This is a genomic window from Arthrobacter sp. MMS24-T111 (genome assembly GCF_054888995.1).
The window spans coordinates 294,477-314,567 of sequence record NZ_JBTZRO010000001.1; the positions used below are offsets into that span (position 1 = coordinate 294,477).

The 20,091-nt window shown below is 68.0% G+C and carries 12 protein-coding genes, 2 tRNA genes and 2 pseudogenes; 13 read left to right on the plus strand and 3 right to left on the minus strand.

Annotation, left to right across the window (positions count from 1 at the left end; all coding sequences use genetic code 11):
- Positions 1-40: 40 nt before the first annotated feature.
- Positions 41-1,972, minus strand: coding sequence for an FAD/NAD(P)-binding protein (locus tag ACX5I6_RS01325; protein ID WP_461839189.1), 1,932 nt, complete (start codon positions 1,970-1,972; stop codon positions 41-43).
- Between the two features lie 83 nt (positions 1,973-2,055).
- Here ACX5I6_RS01325 and ACX5I6_RS01330 point away from each other — a divergent pair.
- The 4 genes and pseudogenes from ACX5I6_RS01330 (at position 2,056) to ACX5I6_RS01345 (ending at position 6,790) form a co-directional block, all read left to right on the plus strand.
- Positions 2,056-4,306: pseudogene (locus ACX5I6_RS01330) on the plus strand (prolyl oligopeptidase family serine peptidase).
- Positions 4,307-4,837: a GNAT family N-acetyltransferase gene (locus ACX5I6_RS01335; protein WP_461839190.1), complete on the plus strand. Its 531-nt coding sequence runs from the start codon at positions 4,307-4,309 to the stop codon at positions 4,835-4,837. It begins immediately after the preceding pseudogene.
- A gap of 135 nt (positions 4,838-4,972) precedes the next feature.
- Positions 4,973-5,061, plus strand: a tRNA-Ser gene (locus ACX5I6_RS01340).
- Between the two features lie 247 nt (positions 5,062-5,308).
- The gene (locus ACX5I6_RS01345) at positions 5,309-6,790 is read left to right on the plus strand and encodes an MFS transporter (protein WP_461839191.1); all 1,482 of its coding nucleotides are present in this window, start codon (positions 5,309-5,311) and stop codon (positions 6,788-6,790) included.
- Here ACX5I6_RS01345 and ACX5I6_RS01350 read toward each other — a convergent pair.
- A complete protein-coding gene (locus ACX5I6_RS01350) occupies positions 6,714-8,912 on the minus strand; it encodes a RecQ family ATP-dependent DNA helicase (protein ID WP_461839192.1) in 2,199 nt (732 codons plus the stop codon). The genes ACX5I6_RS01345 and ACX5I6_RS01350 overlap by 77 nt on opposite strands.
- Before the next feature lie 152 nt (positions 8,913-9,064).
- Here ACX5I6_RS01350 and ACX5I6_RS01355 point away from each other — a divergent pair.
- The 4 genes and pseudogenes from ACX5I6_RS01355 to ACX5I6_RS01370 all read left to right on the plus strand — a co-directional run bounded on the left by ACX5I6_RS01355 (position 9,065) and on the right by ACX5I6_RS01370 (position 12,751).
- Positions 9,065-10,482: pseudogene (locus ACX5I6_RS01355) on the plus strand (phosphomannomutase/phosphoglucomutase).
- Between the two features lie 6 nt (positions 10,483-10,488).
- Entirely contained in the window at positions 10,489-10,986 is a 498-nt protein-coding gene (locus ACX5I6_RS01360) for a hypothetical protein (protein ID WP_461839193.1), read from the plus strand.
- A 13-nt stretch (positions 10,987-10,999) separates the two neighbouring features.
- On the plus strand, positions 11,000-11,449 hold the full coding sequence (locus tag ACX5I6_RS01365) for an RrF2 family transcriptional regulator (protein ID WP_461839194.1): 450 nt from the start codon (positions 11,000-11,002) through the stop codon (positions 11,447-11,449).
- Positions 11,450-11,590: 141 nt separating this feature from the next.
- The gene (locus ACX5I6_RS01370; RefSeq protein WP_461839195.1) at positions 11,591-12,751 is read left to right on the plus strand and encodes a globin domain-containing protein; all 1,161 of its coding nucleotides are present in this window, start codon (positions 11,591-11,593) and stop codon (positions 12,749-12,751) included.
- Between the two features lie 97 nt (positions 12,752-12,848).
- Here ACX5I6_RS01370 and ACX5I6_RS01375 read toward each other — a convergent pair whose 3' ends face one another.
- Positions 12,849-14,675, minus strand: a complete 1,827-nt coding sequence (locus tag ACX5I6_RS01375; protein ID WP_461839196.1) for a phosphoenolpyruvate carboxykinase (GTP) — start codon at positions 14,673-14,675, stop codon at positions 12,849-12,851.
- Positions 14,676-14,952: 277 nt separating this feature from the next.
- Here ACX5I6_RS01375 and ACX5I6_RS01380 point away from each other — a divergent pair.
- From ACX5I6_RS01380 to ACX5I6_RS01400, 5 genes are all read left to right on the plus strand, one after another.
- Positions 14,953-15,029: transfer RNA gene (locus tag ACX5I6_RS01380), tRNA-Arg, on the plus strand.
- Positions 15,030-15,104: 75 nt separating this feature from the next.
- The gene (locus ACX5I6_RS01385) at positions 15,105-16,559 is read left to right on the plus strand and encodes a dihydrolipoyl dehydrogenase family protein (RefSeq protein ID WP_461839197.1); all 1,455 of its coding nucleotides are present in this window, start codon (positions 15,105-15,107) and stop codon (positions 16,557-16,559) included.
- 67 nt (positions 16,560-16,626) lie between these two features.
- Positions 16,627-17,376: an ABC transporter ATP-binding protein gene (locus ACX5I6_RS01390; protein WP_461839198.1), complete on the plus strand. Its 750-nt coding sequence runs from the start codon at positions 16,627-16,629 to the stop codon at positions 17,374-17,376.
- Positions 17,373-19,409 carry a YhgE/Pip domain-containing protein gene (locus ACX5I6_RS01395; RefSeq protein ID WP_285247416.1) on the plus strand — a complete coding sequence of 679 codons (2,037 nt, stop codon included), beginning with the start codon at positions 17,373-17,375 and terminating at the stop codon, positions 19,407-19,409. The genes ACX5I6_RS01390 and ACX5I6_RS01395 overlap by 4 nt, the downstream gene beginning before the upstream one ends.
- The gene (locus tag ACX5I6_RS01400; RefSeq protein ID WP_285247415.1) at positions 19,406-20,050 is read left to right on the plus strand and encodes a TetR/AcrR family transcriptional regulator; all 645 of its coding nucleotides are present in this window, start codon (positions 19,406-19,408) and stop codon (positions 20,048-20,050) included. Before ACX5I6_RS01395 ends, ACX5I6_RS01400 begins: the two co-directional genes overlap by 4 nt.
- Positions 20,051-20,091 lie beyond the last annotated feature (41 nt).

The window sequence follows — 20,091 nt, forward strand, 5'->3', positions numbered from 1 at the left end:
GCCGGAAGTGGTGGCGCATCGGTGTTAAGCCCTGGCTGGGTTAACCCCTGTTGAGGATGGCCGCCGCGATTTCGTCGGCATCGCGGAGGGTGCGCTGGCCGCTGCGGTAGGCGGGGCCGCCCGGCTGGAAGGCTTCGGCGGCGATGGCGGTGCCCCATTGTGCCGATGACAGCTGCAGTCCCAGCACGAACAAGCCCGCCGTCACCGACCCGTTGGCCCCCACCGGCCGGTACGGGTGGGGCTCCACGTCCAGTCCGGTGGACTCCACCGGGGCGCCTTCGGCGGTCATCATCAGTTTGGATCGGACCAGCCCGTCCGCCAGCAGTTGTTCCAGAACCGGGGATTCGTTGGCTGATACCCGGTTGCCTGGGGCCAGCGCTTCCACCATGGTCCGCGCCGTCGCGGGCGGCCCGGAAACCCACGGGGAGGCAGCGGTAAACCGCGCCGACTTCCGGTCCACGCCGAATTTAGGGTCCGGCCCAACGAAACTGACCACCCCGGCCCGGGCCAGCGCGGCGAGCTGTTCGGAACGGAGCGCCGGCGGCCCGCTGGCCAGGCCTTCCACAAAGGACTCGAACCAGCCGCGGAGTCCGGCCACCCAGGATTCGTCGGTGATGCCGCCGTCGGCCACTGCCGTTTTGAGCACGGCGCGTCCATGGTGCAGGGCGCCGATGGCCATCTTGACCGGATCGTCCTCGCCGAGCGCGGAACGGCGTGCATCGTCGAGCAGGAATTCCACCACGGCGGCGTCGTGCTCGGCCCGGGACGCAAACGAACGGCCCGCCAGCGGAGCGGCCAGTCCCAGCAGGTCCAGGCGGTGCCTCGGGCCGACATGGACGGCAAGGACACTGTCCACCCCGTCCTCCCACTTCCCGGCGCTGTGCGCATGCGGCTGCAGGGCTTCCTCAAGCGCGGCAAGGAATGCCGGCGCGTCCGGGACCGCTCCCGGCTGCGAGCGCACCAGCGTGGAGTAGTAGGCCCACAGGGTGTCGCGGTGCAGCAACGGCCACAGGTCGTGGTCGAACGAGGGCCGGATTCCTGCCTTGTCCAGCCGCCCGATCGCGGCCTCGGTCAGGTAGCGCAGCCTGACGGAGGGGGCGTAGTAGCCGTCCAAGGCGGCCTTGGCGCGGTACGGGGTGCCGCGCCGGGAGGCCGCGATGATCAAAGGCTCCTGGCCGGAGGGTTCGTATTCGAGCCGGTTGCCGGTGGAGACGAATTTTCCGCCGCGGCCTTCGGTGAGCTGTCCCATGGTGTCAAAGAAGTTCAGTCCCATGCCGCGGACCAGGACAGGTTCGCCGGCCGGGATCCGGGACCAATCCACATCCGCGGGCGCGGCGGGCGGAAAGTACTGCAAACCCAGCCGCGCGGCCGAATCCTGGAGGTCGCGCTGTTCCGGGTTCAGGCGGGACGGGACGTGTCCCAGGGCGAGCACCACGGAGTTGGCCCTGATGCTCTCCCCGGTGGCCAGCCCGACGTCGAACATTCCGTCCCCGGCGGGGCGCGCCCACAGCGCGGACGTTTCGTGGAATTCGATGGTGACGCCGTCTGGGGCCTTGGCGAGCACGTCCGCCAAGGTGCTGCGAAGGTACCGGCCGTACAGGGCACGGCTGGGGAAGTCCCGCGAACCCAGCACCGCGATTTCGGCCCGTTCGTCATCGGTGAGGGACGGCAGCGGATCCCTCTGCTGCATCAGCCGCCATTCATCGAACGTGGTACCGGCAACCGGCGGCGGCAGCGACGGGTCCTGGGGAATCAGCGTGGGATAGAAGGACTGGGTGTTCATGAGGAACAAACGGGACTGCCCCGGCTGCCAGACATGGCCCGGGCCCGCCGGGTATGGATCCACGACGTCGATTCGCAGCCGCAGGTGGTGCCCCGCCGCGGCCGTGTGGGCGAGCAGCCGCTCCAGCACACTGGTGCCCCGGGGGCCGGCGCCGATGATGACGGCCCGGGTGCTCTGCGATAATTCCACGCCATCCAGCGTACGGGCTCAGGCCAACCGGCGCCCGCACGCTTGACTTGCCAGCATTGGGGGATGTTGTTTGGATGGGGCGCATGACCACCACAGCAGCTGATCAAGCGTCCGTTCCCGGTCCCGGCCGGGACACCACCGCTACCCCGTCCCCGGGCTCCGCTCCCGAACCAGTCGACGAGAATGTGTGGCTGGAGGACATCTACGGCGAGGAGCAGCTGGCCTGGGTCAAGGAGCAGAACTCCCGCACCGAGGACCTGCTCGAGGACGCTGACTACGCGGAACTGGAAGCGGGCATCCTCGAAGTCCTGGATTCCACCGACCGGATCGCCATGGTGGGCAAGCGCGGCGACTGGTACTACAACTTCTGGAAGGACCGGCAGAACCCCAAGGGCCTCTGGCGCCGCACCACCTGGGAGAGCTACTGCACCGATTCCCCGGAATGGGACGTCCTGCTGGACATTGATGCACTGGCCAAGGCTGAGGGCGAAGAGTGGGTGTTCCACGGCGCCACGTTCCTCCGTCCGGCCGCGGGCGAGCCCTACCGGCTGGCCCTGCTGGCCCTCTCCCCCGACGGCGGCGACGCGAACCGGTACCGCGAGTTCGACGTCGAAGCACGCGGCTTCGTGGATCCGGCGGAGGGCGGATTCGACCTGCCGACCGCCAAAGGCAACGTGTCCTGGCTGGACGCGGACACCCTGCTGGTTGCCTCCACCGCGGATGGCCTGCCCAGGACGGCGTCCTCGTACGCCCGGACCGCGGTGACCCTCAAGCGCGGCGATTCCCTGGCCAGCGCCCCACGCCTGTTCGAGGTGCCCGGGGACCACATGATGGCTATCGTGGCGCACGATTCCACCCCCGGCTTTGAGCGCACCTTCGCGGTGGACTACATCGACTTCTTCAACCGCACCAACCTGGTCCTGCTGGGCGACGAGTGGGTGCCGATCGATGTGCCCACGGACGTCAACGTGAGCGCCCACCGCGACTGGCTGCTCTTCCGTCCGCAGCAGGACTGGACTGTGGACGGCACCACGTACCCGTCCGGGGCCCTGCTCGCGGCCGGGTTCGAGGACTACCTCGCGGGCAACCGGCAACTCACGGTCCTGTTCACGCCCGATGCCCACACCTCGCTGCAGTCCTGGAGCTGGACCCGGAACTTCCTGCTGCTCAACCTGCTCAGGGACGTTTCCTCCGAGATCCGGGTGCTGGATCCCTCCCGGCCGGCCGACGGCGGCTGGGCGGCCACGCCCCTGGACGCCTGCCCGCCGCTGCACGACGTGAACGCCTACGCCGTGGACGACGAGGACGACGAACCGGCCAACGGCGGCGCGGGCGATGACTTTTGGCTCATCGCCACGGGCTTCACCACCCCCACCACCCTCATGCGCGGCACCCTGGAGCGGAGCGCCCCGGACGGGGCAGGCGACGGAACGCCCGGCGTGGTGAGCCGGCACGCCGCCATCAAGGCCTCGCCGTCGTTCTTCGCTGACGGCGACTATGAGGTGGAGCAGCACTTCGCCGTGTCCGACGACGGCACCCGGGTCCCGTATTTCCAGGTAGCCCCGCGCGGGCTGGCCTTGGACGGGCAGAACCCCACGCAGCTTCTCCGGCTACGGCGGGTTTGAGGTCTCCCGGACGCCCGCGTACAGCGGCACGGTCGGCAGGGCGTGGCTGGAGCGGCGGACGACTTCATCGGACGGCAGCGACGGGAAGTCACCGCACTCGCGCGGCGGGGTGTACGTGGTGGCGAACATCCGCGGGGGCGGCGAGTACGGGCCGGCCTGGCACCGTGCCGCACTGAAGGAAAACCGGCACAAGGCCTACCAGGACTTCGCAGCGGTGGCCCGGGACCTGATCTCACGCGGAGTGACCTCTCCGCGGCGGCTCGGTTGCGTGGGCGGCTCCAACGGCGGCCTGCTGGTGGGAAACATGCTCACCCGGTATCCGGAACTTTTCAGGGCGGTCTCCTGCGGTGTGCCGCTGCTGGACATGCGTCGCTACACCAAGCTGTCTGCCGGGCACTCCTGGATCGCCGAGTACGGCGACCCGGATGTTCCCGAGCAGTGGGAGTACATCAGGACTTTTTCGCCGTACCACCTGCTCAAGGACGCGGTGGAGTACCCGGAAACCTTCATCTGGACGACCACCTCGGACGACCGGGTGGGCCCGGTGCAGGCGCGGAAGATGGCCGCCCGAATGCTGGCCATGGGGATCCCGAACGTGTGGTTCCACGAAGCCTTGGAAGGCGGCCACGCCGGCGCCTCCGACAACCGGCAGGCTGCGGCGCTCCAGGCCCGCAGCCAGCATTTCCTCTGGAAGGCGCTGGCGGGCTGAATGGCGGCCGGGGTGGCGGTCCGCAGGGCAGTGGCGGGGGACATCGAGCAGCTGGCCCAGGTACACATCCGCTGCTGGCGGGAAACGTACCGGGGCATGTTGACCGATGCCTTCCTTGCCTCGGTGGATCCCGCAGGCCGGCTTGCCCTGTGGCGGCACCTGCTGGACCGTCCGGACCCCGCCGAAGCGTGGGTGGCCTGCGACGGCGCGACCATGGTCGGTTTCGCCGGCCGGCGGCGGCTGCCCGCCCCGGGTTCCCCCGAGGGGCACCCGCCGCCGGCTTCCGGTGACCTGGAGCTGTGGGGGCTGTATTTGCTGGCCTCGCACCAACGCCTCGGCCTTGGCGGCCAACTGCTGACCGCTGCGCTGGGCACCCAGGCGGCGAGCCTTTGGGTGGCGGCGGCGAACAGCAATGCCATCGGTTTCTACCGCCGCTTCGGCTTTGAACCTGACGGCGCCGAGGATGTCCTGGCGGACTGGGAGGACCTGCCGGAAATCCGGATGGTCCGCGCGGAGCAACGCCTCCCCTAGCACCTCCCTGCGCCGGCATCCCGGGCCCGGCTGCCAGGGGTGGCGCCGTTGCGGCCGGCGGGTTTGCCTGGCCGGGCACCGTTTTGCACTGCATGGCCGGATCTGCGTATCCTTGGTGGGCTAGGAATAGCAATTGGAGACGTGCCAGAGCGGCCGAATGGACTTCACTGCTAATGAAGGGTCGGGGTTAAACTCGACCGGGGGTTCAAATCCCCCCGTCTCCGCGTTTGGCCCCGGTCCCTGGACCGGGGCCTTTTGCGTTTCCGGGCCCGGCCTCGGGAGTGCCCCTGGCCAGTCCTAAGCCCGTTCGCGCATCAGCACCTTGAAGGGTGCGCAGACGCGAACAAGCTTCTGATACGACGGACTTTGCGCCTCGCCCATTCGGAAAACCGGCCACGCCCACTCGGAAAACGCTGTCCGGCAGCCGGACGTGGCGAGCGGTGCCTGCGGCAGCGGTGGCAGGATTGGCCCATGGCGGCACGCAGCAACTTACCCCGGCCCGAGGGCACCCGGACGGCATGGAATCCTCGCCTTGCACTCCTGGTGGCGGCGACCTTCTTCATGGAGTTCCTGGACGGAACGGTCCTCACCACCGCCATCCCCAGCATTTCCGCGGACTTCGCCATCGCCGCCGCGGACGTGAACATCACCATGACCGCGTACCTGCTGACCGTCGCCATCGGCATCCCCCTCAGCGGCTGGCTGGCAGAACGGTTTGGTGCCCGCCGGATCTTCTGCCTGGCAATCGCCGTCTTCACCCTGGCGTCGCTCGCCTGCGCCCTCAGCCAGGACCTCACCACCCTGACCTTGAGCCGCATTGCCCAGGGGGCTGGCGGAGCCATGATGGTTCCGGTGGGCACCCTGGTGGTCCTGCGCGGCACACCGAAGTCCGAGTTGCTGCGCGCCACCGCGTTCCTGGTGTGGCCCGGGCTCCTGGCACCGGTCCTCGCGCCGCTGGTGGGCGGAGCGCTCACCACCTACCTGTCCTGGCACTGGATCTTCCTGGTCAACCTTCCGCTCGGTGCCGCCGCGTTCCTGGCTTCGCTCCGGCTGGTCCCGGTAGCGCCGGGCGATCCCGGCCGGCGCTTGGACTGGCCCGGCATGGCACTGACCACCGTCGGGGTCGGAGCGCTCGTGGCCGGCCTGGAACTTGCCAGCAGCCACCCCGAACTGCCCTGGGCCGGGATCAGCGCCGCCGCCGGGGCCGCAGCGCTCACGGGGGCCGTTTTGTGGATGCGGCGCACTCCGCATCCACTGTTCAACCTGCAAGTCTTCCGCGCCCGCACTTTCCGGGCCATGGCTACCGGCGGTTTCGTGTACCGGGTGACCATCAGCTCGGTCCCCTTCCTGTTGCCGCTGATGTTCCAGACCGGATTCGGATGGACTCCCCTGCACGCCGGAGCACTCGTGGCCGCAGTGTTCATCGGCAACATCGGCATCAAGCCGGCCACCACGCCGTTGATCCGGAAGTTTGGCTTCAAGGCGATGCTGGTGTTTGCCTCGCTGGCGTCCGCCGTCACCTTCGCCGCTTGCGCCCTGCTGACGCCTGAGACCCCGGAAGTGCTGATGTTCGCACTGCTGGTCTGCAGCGGGGCGTTCCGCTCCATCGGCTTTTCGTCATATGCGTCCGTGCAGTACGCGGACATCCCGCCGGCGCAGCTCACCTCCGCCAACACGGTGTCGGCGACCTTGGTGCAGCTTGCCACGGGATCGGGAATCGCCGTCGCAGCCCTGCTGATCCGGACCTTTGATGGGATTTCCCTCGGACACCAGGACGCCGCCGGGCCATTCCGGGCCGCGTTCCTGGCCATGGCCGTCCTGATGCTGGCCAGCACCGCGGACAGCATCCTGCTGCCGCGGCACGCCGGCGCTGCGGTCAGCCGGCCTGGGCCAAAACCAGGGGAAGCACCGCTCCCGCCCCGGCCTGCCGAAGGGCGCGCCCGGCGACCGTAATGGTCCACCGGCTGTCCACGAGGTCGTCAATCAGCATGACCGGCTGGCCCTGGGCGGACTGCAGCGCGGCCTCAAGTTCCGGGCCCACCACCAGCCGGTCCCACACTCCGGCCAACCGGTAGGCGCTGTTCCCGCCACGGCCGCCGGTGGGACCGCCGTGCGCCAACTGCAGCTCGCCAAGGTAGGGGATGCGCCCGATGTCCGAGATCCCGCGGGCCAGCGAACCCACCAGTTGCGGTTTGCTCCGGGAGGGGATGCTGACGATGGCGGCCGGCCTGCCGGCTCCGCTCCACCCCGGGTTCCGGGAGTCCCCGGTGCCCCATTCGCGCAGCACCTGCACGCAGGCCTGGAGCATCCCGGGATCCACAGTCCGGTCCTGCGCGCCGGAGGCGAACAGCTCCCGCAAGGCCCCGCCCCAGCCCAGGTCCGTCAGCCGGGCGAGGACCCGCCCGTCCGCAAGGCCTTCCCCGGGCTTGAGCTTGCCCTTCACCGGAACCCCCAGGCGGTCCATGCCGCTGGGCCACTGCAGGCGCGGCTCCAGGACTCCGCCTGCCCTGCTCAGGGTCTGGCCGGCGGCGGCCGTGGCCTCGGCCGCGACGTCGGCGGGGAACCATTGGCCTGCGCAGTTGTCGCACCGGCCGCAGGGCCGGGCCGTCTCATCGTCCAGGACCGAGGTGATGTACTCCATCCGGCAGCCCGCCGTGTCCTGGTAGATCACCATGGAGTCCTGCTCGTCCACGCGCGCCTCGGCGATCCGGCTGTAGCGTTCGGCGTCGTAGGTCCAGGGCTGTCCGGTGGCGCGCCAGCCGCCACCCACCCGCTCCACGGCGCCGTCCACGGACAGCACCTTCAGCAGCAGCTCAAGCGGGGTGCGCCGCAGGTCAACCCTGGCTTCGAGTGCCACCGTTGACAGGGCCGTTCCGGCCTCGGCCAGGGCGGTCAGGACGGCCCCGGCCTTCTCCTCGGACGGCATGGACGCGGTGGCGAAGTATTGCCAGATTTCGCGGTCTTCGGAGCCGGGCAGCAGCAGGACGTCGGCGTTGGCGGCGCCACGGCCGGCACGGCCCACCTGCTGGTAGTAGGCCACGGGCGACGACGGCGCGCCCAGGTGGACAACGAAGCCGAGGTCCGGTTTGTCGAAGCCCATACCCAGTGCCGACGTGGCCACCAGCGCCTTGACCTCGTTGTCCTTGAGCAGTTGCTCCGCCCGTTCCCGGTCGGCCGGATCGGTCCGGCCGGTGTAGGCGAGCACGTGGTGCCCGGCCTCGGCCAGCAGCCTGGCGGTGTCCTCCGCTGCGGACACGGTCAGGGTGTAGATAATGCCGCTGCCGGGGAGATCTGGGAGGTGCGTCAGCAGCCAGCCCAGGCGCGCTTTGGAATCGGGAAGGGACAGGACGCCGAGCCGGAGCGAATCGCGGCCCAGGGCGCCGCGGATGGTCAGGACCCCTGCCCCAAGTTGTTCCTCGATATCGTGCACCACCCGCGAATTGGCCGTGGCCGTGGTGGCCAGGACCGGCACAGAGTCCGGCAGCCGCGTGATGAGGTCGGCGATGCGGCGGTAGTCGGGACGGAAGTCGTGGCCCCAGTCGGAAATGCAGTGGGCTTCGTCGATGACCAGCAGGCCGGTCCGGCGGAGGAGTTCGGGCAGCTGGTTTTCACGGAAGGTGGGATTGGTCAGGCGTTCCGGAGAGACCAGGAGGACGTCCACTTCGTCGGCAGCCAGCTGCTCACGGACCGTGTCCCACTCCAGCTGGTTGGCAGAGTTGATGGCCACGGCGCGGACCCCGGCCCTCGCAGCAGCGGCCACCTGGTCGCGCATGAGGGCGAGCAAGGGCGAGACGATCAGCGTGGGCCCGGCGCCCCGGCGCCGCAGCAGCAGGGAGGCCACGAAGTACACCGCTGACTTGCCCCAGCCGGTGCGCTGGACCACCAACGCCCGCCGCCCGGCGTCGACCAATGCTTCAATGGCTTCAAACTGCCCGTCGTGGAACACTGCACCGGGATGCCCCACCAGGCCGCGAAGGACCTCGAGGGCCTCAGCGTGGGTGGCGGTTCCGGGGGCATCCGGACCTGCGGCAAGGGTGGTGGCGGAGATTGTGGACGTGAACTGGTTATCGGCCATTGATTCAGTATTCCAGCACCCCCTGACAGCGGGCACAGCCCGGTGCTGCTATGTGGAAAGCCCCGGCCGGTGCACCCGAATGCGCCCAGCTGTTACGAAAGTGCACCCGGAACCAGCTTGGCTGCGTCCGCCGCCCACGTAAGATAAAGCCCGTGACTAGCGAACAGACAACGACATTTGATCTCTCGGCATCCTTCAAGGCCTACGACGTCCGTGGGATTGTGGGCGAATCGATCACCGCCGAAATCGTCGAAGCCGTGGGGGCCGCGTTCGTGGATGTCCTCAAGCTCGAAGGCCAGACCATCGTGGTGGGCGGCGACATGCGCCCGTCCTCCCCGAGTTCACCAAGGCCTTCGCCAACGGAGCCGCAACGCGGGGCGCCAACGTGGAGCTGCTGGACCTGATCTCCACCGATGAGCTGTATTTTGCGTGCGGTTTCCTCAACCGTGCCGGCGCAACCTTCACCGCCAGCCACAACCCCGCTGCCTACAACGGCATCAAGATGTCCAAGGCCGGCGCCGTCCCGATTTCCTCCGAAACCGGCCTCAAGGAGATCCAGGCCCTCGCGGAGCAGTACCTCAACACCAGGTCCATCCCCGCCGCCGGCACCCGTGGAAACATCAGCGTCCGCGACGTCCTCAAGGACTACTCCGAGTACCTGCGCAAGCTGGTTGACCTCTCGGCGTCCCGCCCGCTGAAGGTGGTGGTGGACGCCGGCAACGGCATGGCAGGCCTGACCACTCCCGCCGTGCTGGGCGACGCGTTGCTGCACAAACTCCCGTTCGACATTGTTCCGCTCTACTTCGAACTGGATGGTTCCTTCCCCAACCACCCCGCCAACCCGCTGGAGCCGGAGAACCTCCGCGACCTGCAGGCAGCGGTCATCAAGCACGGCGCGGACATCGGCCTGGCCTTCGACGGCGACGCAGACCGCTGCTTCGTCATCGACGAGAAGGGCGAGCCCGTATCGCCGTCCGCCATCACCGGGATGGTGGCGCGCCGCGAGATCGCCCGCGCCAAGGCACAGGGCGAGGAAAAGCCCACGATCATCCACAACCTCCTGACCTCCCGTGCCGTCGCCGAGCTGGTGGAGCACGACGGCGGACGGGCTGTCCGGACCCGCGTGGGCCACTCGTTCATCAAGGCGGTCATGGCCGAGGAAGGCGCCGTGTTCGGCGGCGAACACTCCGCGCACTTCTACTTCCGCGATTTCTGGAACGCGGACACCGGCATGCTGGCGGCCATGCATGTCCTGGCAGCGCTGGGCGAGCAGGACGGCCCGCTGTCCGACCTGGCACGCGAATACGAGCCCTACGTCAGCTCCGGCGAGATCAACTCCGAGGTTGAGGACAAGCCGGCGGCGGTGGAGCGGGTACGCCGGGCTTTCGCGGACGAGGACCTCACCATCGACACCCTGGACGGCAGCACGTTCACGGCCAACGACGGCAGCTACTGGTTCAACCTCCGCCCCTCCAACACCGAACCGTTCCTGCGGCTCAATGCCGAGGCGACGGACCGGGCCACCATGGAGCGCGTCCGCGACCGCGTCCTCTCGCTGGTACGGGCCTAGCAGCGGATGGTAGAGCACACGGGGCAGGCAACGGAGGGCTCCGGCGGCCAGGAGAGCTGGCGCGATTCTGTTCCGGAAGCCACGGCAACCGACCTGGAGAACCTCCTGGGCACGGGTGTCAGCGCGGCCCAGGAACAGTTCCAGCGCAACGGCGGCTTCCTGCCCTTCGCGCTCACGGTCCAAAACGACGGCGAGGTGCGGCTGGTTGCCGTCTCCCCGGCGGAAGCCGGGGAGGACACGGATGGGGATTTCGACGCCGAGGCCATGATCCAGGACCTCCAGGCGCTCCTGCGGCAGAACCGGGACGACTTCCGCGCCGCCGCCGTCGTATGCGACATCCTGCTGGTTGAAGAGGATTCCGACGCCATCCACGTGGCCGCGGAGCACCGGGACGGTTCCCTGTTCGCAGCCGTCCTGCCTTATGCCGCCAACCCCAGCACCCAGTCCTGGGATTTTGGCGAGCTGGGCGCGGATGCCAGCGAGCCCGCCATCTGGGTGGACTAGACCAGCGGCAGCCGTGAAGATCAACGCCTTCGCCGACGTCAGCCTGCGGGCACTCATGGTGCTCGCAGCGGTCCCCGACGGCACCCTGCTGACCACTCAGAGCATCGCGGACTCGGTGGGGACGCCCTACAACCACGTCAGCAAGGCGATGGCCAAGCTGCGGAGCCTGGGGCTGATCGAGGTTGTCCGGGGCCGCTCCGGCGGGTCCCAGCTCAGCCATGCCGGGCGCATCGCCAGCGTGGGGCAGATCCTGCGGCAACTCGATTCCCGGGCAGATCCGGCCGATTGCGTATCACCGGCCGGCAACTGCCCGCTGATCACCGAATGCCGGCTCCGGAGCGCCCTGGCCCGCGCAAGGGAAGCCTTTTACGCGGAACTCGACTCTGTGGTGATCGCGGACCTTCCCCAGGCCCGCCAGATGGCGCCGGTATTCCAGATAATCGGCCTCCGCCCGGGCTTGTAGCCCAACCCATCCGGGTGTCACCTACCAGTTTGATTTCAATCTTCTACGCAGTGTAGAACTGAGGCAGAAATACTTGTATTTGAAATACGAGTTTTCATCCCGCCGGGACAAAGGCCCCGGCCATAACCTCAGGAGTTTCAGATGCTCTCGGACAAGTCCCGCCCCGTCATTGAGGCCACCCTGCCGCTGGTCGGCTCCAGGATCGGATCCATCACCCCGAACTTCTACGCCCGCCTTTTCGCGGCGCACCCTGAACTGATGGATGGCCTGTTCAGCCGCTCCAACCAACGCTCCGGGAACCAGCAGCAGGCCCTCGCCGGGAGCATCGCAGCCTTCGCCACGCACTTGGTCAACAATCCGGGCACCCTGCCGGAGACGGTCCTTTCCCGCATCGCCCACCGGCACGCTTCCCTGGGCATCACCGAACCGCAGTACCAGGTGGTCTACGAGCACCTCTTCGCGGCCATCGCCGAAGACCTCGCCGGGGTCATCACCCCCGAGATCGCCGAAGCCTGGACCGAGGTGTACTGGCTGATGGCGGACGCCCTGATCAAGCTCGAAAAGGGCCTCTACGCCGCGCAGGCCAACGACAAAATGTGGACGCCCTGGCGGGTGGCAGCCAAGGCACCGGCAGGAACCGGCTCCATGACCTTCACCCTGGAGCCGGCCGACGACACCCCCGTCACCCCCGCCTTGCCCGGCCAGTACATCAGCGTCAAGGTGGCGCTCCCCGACGGACTGCGGCAGGTGCGGCAGTACTCGCTTTCCGGCGATGCCGGCACCAGCCGCATCTTCACCACCAAGCTGGACGACGGCGGCGAGGTCTCCCCCGTGCTGCACCACACCGTCCAGGTGGGCGACGTCGTCGAGATTTCCAACCCCTACGGTGAGATCACGCTCAAGGACGGCGACGGCCCGGTGGTCCTGGCCTCCGCGGGCATCGGCTGCACCCCCACGGCGTCCATCCTGCGGTCGCTGGCCGAATCCGGCTCTGACCGGCAGGTGCTGGTGCTGCACGCGGAAAGCACCCTGGACAGCTGGGCCCTGCGCAGCCAGATGACCAGCGACGTCGAGCGCCTGGACGGCGCAGAACTGCAACTCTGGCTTGAGCAGCCGGTGGACGGCACCAGGCAGGGCTTCATGTCCCTGCGCGAAGTGGACCTCCCGGCCGATGCGTCCCTCTACCTCTGCGGCCCGCTGCCGTTCATGAAGAACATCCGCAACGAGGCCATCAACGCGGGCATTCCCGCCACCAGGATCCACTACGAGGTCTTCGGCCCGGACATCTGGCTCGCGAGCTGAATCCACCGCGCGGCCCGCTCCCGGGCCCACGGGACGACGACGGCCCCGCACCTTCCGGAAAAGGTGCGGGGCCGTCGTCGTACTTATGAAGGGCAGGTCAGCCCAAGCGGGCCTTCAGGCCTGCCAGTTCGGACTGCAGGGCTTCGGGCAGCGAGCCGCCGAAGTTGGCGAACCAGTCTTCAATGGAGGCCAGCTCGGTGGCCCACTCGGCAGGATCGACCTTGACGGCCTCCTCAACCTGGGCAGCCGTCATGTCCAGGCCTTCGAGGTCGATGGCCTCGCCGGTGGGCACGTAGCCGATGGGGGTTTCGACGGCGTCTGCCGTGCCTTCGAGGCGCTCGATGGCCCACTTGAGGACGCGGGCGTTGTCGCCGAAGCCGGGCCAGGCGAAGCCGCCCTGGGCGTTCCGGCGGAACCAGTTGACCAGGAAGATCTTGGGCAGGCGCTCCGGGTTTGCCTTGGCGGACAGGTTTACCCAGTGGTTCAGGTAGTCTCCCGCGTCGTAGCCGATGAAGGGCAGCATGGCCATGGGGTCGCGCCGGACTACACCGACCGCGCCGGCGGCGGCAGCGGTGGTTTCGGAGGAAAGGGTGGAGCCCATGAAGATGCCGTTGGACCAGCTGCGGGCCTCGGTGACGAGCGGAATGGTGGTCTTCCGGCGGCCGCCGAACAGGATGGCGGAGAGCTCCACGCCGTCCGGGCTGAAGTACTCCTCGGCCAGCATGTCGATCTGGTCGATCGGGGTGCAGAAGCGGGAGTTCGGGTGCGCAGCGGGCTTGTCCGAAGCGGGCGTCCAGGAGTTGCCCTGCCAGTCGGTAAGGTGCGCCGGGGTTTCCTCGGTCATGCCCTCCCACCACACGCCGCCGTCGTCTGTCAGCGCAACGTTGGTGAAGATGCTGCTGCCCTTGGCGATGGCCCGCATGGCGTTGGGGTTGGTGCCCCAACCGGTACCGGGTGCGACGCCGAAGAGGCCGGCCTCGGGGTTGACGGCGCGCAGCTCGCCTTCCTTGCCGAACCGCATCCAGGTGATGTCGTCACCGAGGGTTTCAACCTTCCAGCCCTTGATGGTGGGATCCAGCAGGGCGAGGTTCGTCTTGCCGCAGGCGGAGGGGAAGGCCGCGGAGATGTAGTACGTCTTCTGCTCGGGGGAGGTCAGCTTGAGGATGAGCATGTGCTCGGCCAGCCAGCCTTCGTCGCGGGCCATGACGGAGGCGATCCGCAGGGCGTAGCACTTCTTGCCCAGCAGCGCGTTTCCGCCGTAGCCGGAGCCAAAGGACCAGATGGAGCGCTCTTCGGGGAAGTGGACAATCCACTTGTCCGGGTTGCACGGCCACGGGACGTCATCCTGGCCCGGGACCAGCGGCGCACCCAGGGAATGCAGTGCCGGAACGAAGAAGGCGTTGGTCTCGGTGATCCGGTTCAGGACATCCGTGCCAATGCGCGCCATGATGCGCATGGACGCAACAACGTAGGCGCTGTCGGTGATTTCAACGCCGAACTTGGGGTCCTCGGCATCCAGGTGGCCCATGACGAACGGGATGACGTACATGGTGCGGCCGCGCATGGAACCGGCGAAGAGCCCGCGCAGCTTGTCCTTCATCTCGCGGGGGTCCATCCAGTTGTTGGTGAAGCCTGCGTCACGCCTGTTTTCCGAGCAGATGAAGGTCTGTTCCTCGACGCGGGCAACGTCGGCGGGATCCGAGAACGCGGCGAAGGAATTCGGGAACAGGTCCTGGTTGAGGCGCGTGAGCGTTCCGGCGGCGACGAGTTCGTCGGTCAGGCGGGTGTTTTCCTCTTCGGACCCGTCAACCCAGTAGATGCGGTCCGGCTGCGTAAGCTCAGCAACCTCTTCGACCCATGCCAGCAGGCCGGCATGTGTGGTGGGTGCTTTCTCAAGCAGCGGCTTCTGCGCCAGATCGCCCATTGCAGTTCCCTTCCTCGGGTTCATCGGTGTGAGCTAAATGCTATGGTCCGGACCACTGGAGTTTTTGGGGAGCTTGACTGACATCTCCGGTCACGAAAAGTGAATTCCGCGGAAATTCAGGGAATTTTTGCCGTAGAATCGCCGATTAAGTGACAAAGGTCACCTATACCGGTCTAGTTGCGGAGATTACAAGCGTTTCGATTTGGCACTACGGCCCCGGCTCGCGTAAAGTAATTCGAGGTTCGGGGAGAGCGGTTCTTCTCCCGGGACACGGAATGCGCCCATAGCTCAGCTGGATAGAGCGTCTGTCTACGGAACAGAAGGTCAGGGGTTCGAATCCCTTTGGGCGCACCAACAAGGTCCGCACCGGTTCGCCGGTGCGGACCTTTTTGTGCCCGCCAGGCGGCGCGTCCCGGCTAGGCTGTGCACATGATGCCCGAGGCCGCTGAGCGCGAATTTGATGTTGTTGTTATCGGCGCAGGCGCCGTAGGTGAAAACGTGGCTGGCCGCGTGGTCCAGGCGGGCCTGAGCGCCGTCATGGTGGAAGCGGAACTTGTTGGCGGTGAATGTTCCTACTGGGCGTGCATGCCATCCAAGGCACTCCTCCGGCCCGGAACCGCCCTGCACGGAGCGCAGACCACCCCCGGAGCCAAAGAGGCCGTCACCCGAACCCTGGACGCCGCCGCCGTCCTGGCACGCCGCAACTACTTCACGTCCAACTGGCAGGACGACAGCCAAGTCAGCTGGGCGGCGGACACCGGCATCGAGCTGGTGCGCGGCCACGGCTGGCTGACCGGGCCAAAGACGGTTGAGGTGGCTGGCCTGGACGGGGCGCAACACCTGCTGCGGGCCCGGCACGCGGTGGTCCTGGCCACCGGGTCGACCCCCAACAACCCTCCCATCGAGGGGCTGGAGGACGTGCAGGTCTGGGGCACCCGGGAAGCAACGTCCGCCGCTGAGATCCCCGAACGCCTCACGGTCCTGGGCGGCGGAGTGGCCGGCACGGAGCTGGCGCAGGCCTTCGCCCGCCTGGGCTCGAATGTTACCCTGGTGGCGCGCAGCGGCCTGCTGGGCACGTTTCCGGAGGAAGCGGCGGCGCTGGTCGCGGCGGGATTGCGGGCAGACGGCGTCACCCTCCGGCTGCATACGGCCACCGAACGGATCACCGCGAACGACGACGGGACGCTCACCGTCAGCCTGGGCGACGGAACCACCGTCACGGCAGAAAAGGTCCTGGTCTCCACCGGCCGGCACCCGGCGCTGGAAGGCCTCGGCCTGGAAAGTGTCGGCTTCGAGCCCGGAGAATCGGGCCACCTGAGCCTGTCCACGGACACCACCGGCCTCGTGGAAGGGACACCCGGGGACGACGCCTGGCTGTATGCCGTGGGGGACGCCGCGGGCAAGAACCTTTTCACCCACCAGGGCAAGTACGAGGCCCGCGCCACCGGTGACGCCATCGCCGCCCGGGCCAACGGCCGGCTCAAGGGAGCCCCGGGCGACTGGACCAGCTGCGCCCAGACGGCCAACCAGCACGCCGTACCCAGCGTCGTCTTCACGGATCCGGAACTGGCCAGCGTGGGCCGCACGCTGAAAACTGCCAGGAAAGACGGCTACAACGCCTCGTCCGTGGAGCTGCCCATCGAGGTGGCCGGCTCCTCCCTGCACTCCGAGAACTATGAGGGGTGGGCGCAGCTGGTGGTTGATGAAGACCGCAAAGTCCTCCTGGGCGCCACCTTCGCCGGGCCCGACGTGGCCGAGCTGCTGCACGCGGCCACCATCGCGGTAGTGGGCGAAGTTCCGCTGGACCGGCTGTGGCATGCGGTCCCTTCCTACCCGACCATCAGTGAGGTCTGGCTGAGGCTGCTCGAGAAGTACGGCCTGTGACGTCTATTTGAACTGACCGGTCAGTTTGGTTAGTCTTGATGCAGACTTCTTCTGCGAAAGGCAAGCCTTGCTCTCAGCACACCAGCTCCAAGCCAAAGGACGCCGGGACCCGCTGCTTCCTCCCACGTCCCTGACGGTCGCGCGTGGCGAGCTGCTGCTCGTTGCCGGCGACCGGCAGGACCAGCGCACCGCACTGGCACTCCTGCTCAGCGGCAGGATGAAGGCCACCGGCGGCGGGCAGCTCGGCTGGGACGGCAACTCCCGGACCAAGCAGCTCCGCCTCGCGGCGGCACTGGTGGACTCCCCCGGCGTCAATGAGCCCGAGGAGCACCTCAGCGTCCGCGACCTGGTCACGGAGGACCTGGCCCTGATCCCCCGCCGCTACCGTGGTGCCCTGCTCAGCCGGCCCTGGCTCAAGGTCAACCGGTTCGAGGACATCGCGGACCTGTGGACCGAACAGCTCGAGCCGCGGCGGCGGCTCGAGCTGCTGACGGCGCTGGCCCTGGCCAACCCGCGCACCGACCTGCTGGTGGTCGACTCCCCGGACCGGCACAGCGCGGATGACCTCACCTGGCTGCCGCGCCTCCAGGCGTTGGCGTACGACGCCGGGCGGCCCCTCGCCGTCGTTGCGGCCGTCAGTGCCGTCCCCGCCTCGTGGGACGGGCCGGTTGCCCGCATTGGCAACGAGGCACCCGAACCCGCGCCGGAACGGATCCCCGAAACCGATCCCGATGCCCCGGCCGGCAAGCACTCAGCGGAGTCAGTGCCTGACCGGGAAACCCAGGAAACCGAACTCGAAACCGAGGTTGCCAAGTGACTGTCCTGCGGCTGGCCCGCTCCGAACTCAAGCGCATGACCGGCGGGCTGCTGCCCAAGCTGACCATCCTGGCGCTGACCATGGTCCCGCTGCTCTACGGTGCGGTGTACCTGTACGCGAACTGGGATCCTTACGGGCACCTCAACAGCCTTGACGCCGCACTGGTGGTGGAGGACTCGGGCGCCACTGCTGCCGACGGCACCCGGCTGGAGGCCGGAACCAAAGTCGCGGACAGCCTGGTGGAGGGCAACGTGTTCCACTGGGTTCCGGTGTCCAGCTCAACGGAGGCCGACGCCGGAGTCAGCAGCGGCCAGTACGCCTTCGCCTTGAAGATCCCCAAGGATTTCTCGGCAAACCTGGTCTCGCCGGGCAGCTTTGATTCCGCGAGCCAGGCCATGCTGAACGTCACCACGAACGATGCCAACAACTACCTGTTGAGCACCATCGTGGACAAACTGACCACGGCCGTCCACACCACGGTGGCCAAGGAGGTTGGGGAGGAGACCGCCAACCAGTTGCTCACCGGTTTCGGCACCATCCACAGCAAGATGGTCCAGGCCGCGGACGGCGCCGCCCAGTTGGCCGATGGAGTGGCCACCCTCAGGGACGGAACGGTCACCCTGCACGAAGGCACCACCGCCTTGAGCAGCGGCGCCGACCAGTTGTACGCCGGCCAGCTGAAGCTGCGGGACGGCGCCAACCAGCTGACCGACGGCGCGGGGCAGCTGAGCAACGGATTGTCCACACTGAAGGACAAGACCGCCACGCTGCCCTCCGATACCCAGACGCTTGCCTCCGGCGCGGCCCAGGTGGCTGCCGGCAACGCCCAGCTGAACACCAAGGTCCAGGATGTGGCGTCCCAGCTGGAGGCAGCCGACCAGGGGCTGCGTGCCCGGGTGGTGGAGTCCAACAGCAGGCTGGTCGCCTCCGGTGTCCTGACCCAGGAACAGGCTGACAAGGTGCTGGCTGATTTCGACGCCGCCGCAGCGTCCAGCCCCGTGGCCGCGGCCAAGGCCAAGATCCAGACGGACGCCGAACAGGTCCAGCAGCTGGCCGACGGCTCCCAGGCGGTCAGCGTCGGCGCAGCCCAGCTGGCTGCCGGGATGCCGGCCCTGAAGGACGCCATCGGGCAGGCCTCGGCCGGGGCGAACCAGCTGCACACAGGGGCCGCAGCGCTGGCAACCGGTGAACAGTCCGCCGTCGACGGCGCCGCCGGCCTCGCGGACGGGGCCCGGAAAGTGGACGCCGGCGCGGCCCAGCTCGCCGATGGTGCGGGCCAGGCCGCCACCGGCTCCCGCACCCTGGCCGACGAGATCGGAAAGGGCGCCGGCCAGGTTCCCAACCCGGACGACACGCAAAAGAGCAACCTCTCCCAGGTGATGGCCGATCCTGTGGCGGTCAGCAATGTCTCGCAGGCCAAGGCCGGTTCCTACGGCGCGGGGCTGGCGCCGTTCTTCCTTACGCTCGCCCTGTGGATCGGGATCTTCATGCTGATCCAGGCGATGCGGCCCATCACCCAGCGGGCCCTGGCCTCGAACGCGCCCTCGTGGAAGATCGCGCTGGGCGGCTGGCTGCCGTTCCTGCTGGTCTCGGTGGTGCAGGCGTCCCTGCTGACCCTGGTGGTGGATGTGGCGCTGGGATTGAACCCCGCGCACCCGGTCCTGATGTGGCTGTTCCTGCTGGCGGCGGCGATGGCGTTCAGCGCCCTCATCCAGGGGATCGTGGCCCTGTTGGGCTCTCCGGGCAAGCTGGTGGTGCTGATCCTGTTGGTCCTGCAGCTGGTGTCATCGGGCGGCACGTTCCCGTGGCAGACCACCCCGGAGCCGCTGCATGCGGTGCACCAGGTCCTCCCCATGGGTTACGTTGTGACCGGGATGCGGCACCTGATCTACGGCGCGGACCTGTCCATGATTGTTCCCACCCTGGTTGGCCTGCTGGGGTACACGGTACTGGGCGCAGCCCTGTCCACCCTGGCGGTGCGCAAGAACAAGTACTGGACACTCAAGACGCTGAAACCGGAGATTGCCGTATGACCACCGAACCCCAGGCCGGGGCAAAAGCGCTCCGGCCTGCCCGAACCAACGCCACCCGCCAGAAACTCTTCGACGCCTCCATGGAGCTCATCGGCGAGCGCGGGGCGGCCAACGTCACGGTGGACGAGATCGCCGCCGCGGCGGGGGTGTCCAAGGGCACGGTCTATTACAACTTCGGCAGCAAATCCGAGCTGATCGCCCAGCTGCTGCGGCACGGGGTGGACATCCTCAAGGCACGCCTGCTTGAGGCCGCTGCCGGCGGCGGCGGCCGGGACCCGCTGCTGGCCATGGAAGCGATGATTGGCCAGGCCATGGACTTCATGGCCGAATACCCTTCCTTCGCCCGCCTGTGGGTCAGCGAGAACTGGCGGATCCCCAGTGAATGGCAGGGCACATTTTCGGTCCTGCGCGGGGAGCTCCTCGCGGTCATCGGCCAGGCCGTGGAAAGCGTAGCCGCGGCGTATCCGGTGGATGGCTCGGTGTCCCGGGGCAGCCTGGAGACGGCCATCTTCGGCGCTTGCTTCGTGGTGGGCCTGGACCGGCAGACCTACAATCCCGAGCGGACCCGTGACCAAAGTGTTGCAGCAATCATGGCCATCATGCGCGGCTACGTCCTGAGGGAGGCCGCTCCTCGGGGATGATGGAGCACATGCGCCATACCGGAAAGAGCGGAAAGTTTGCG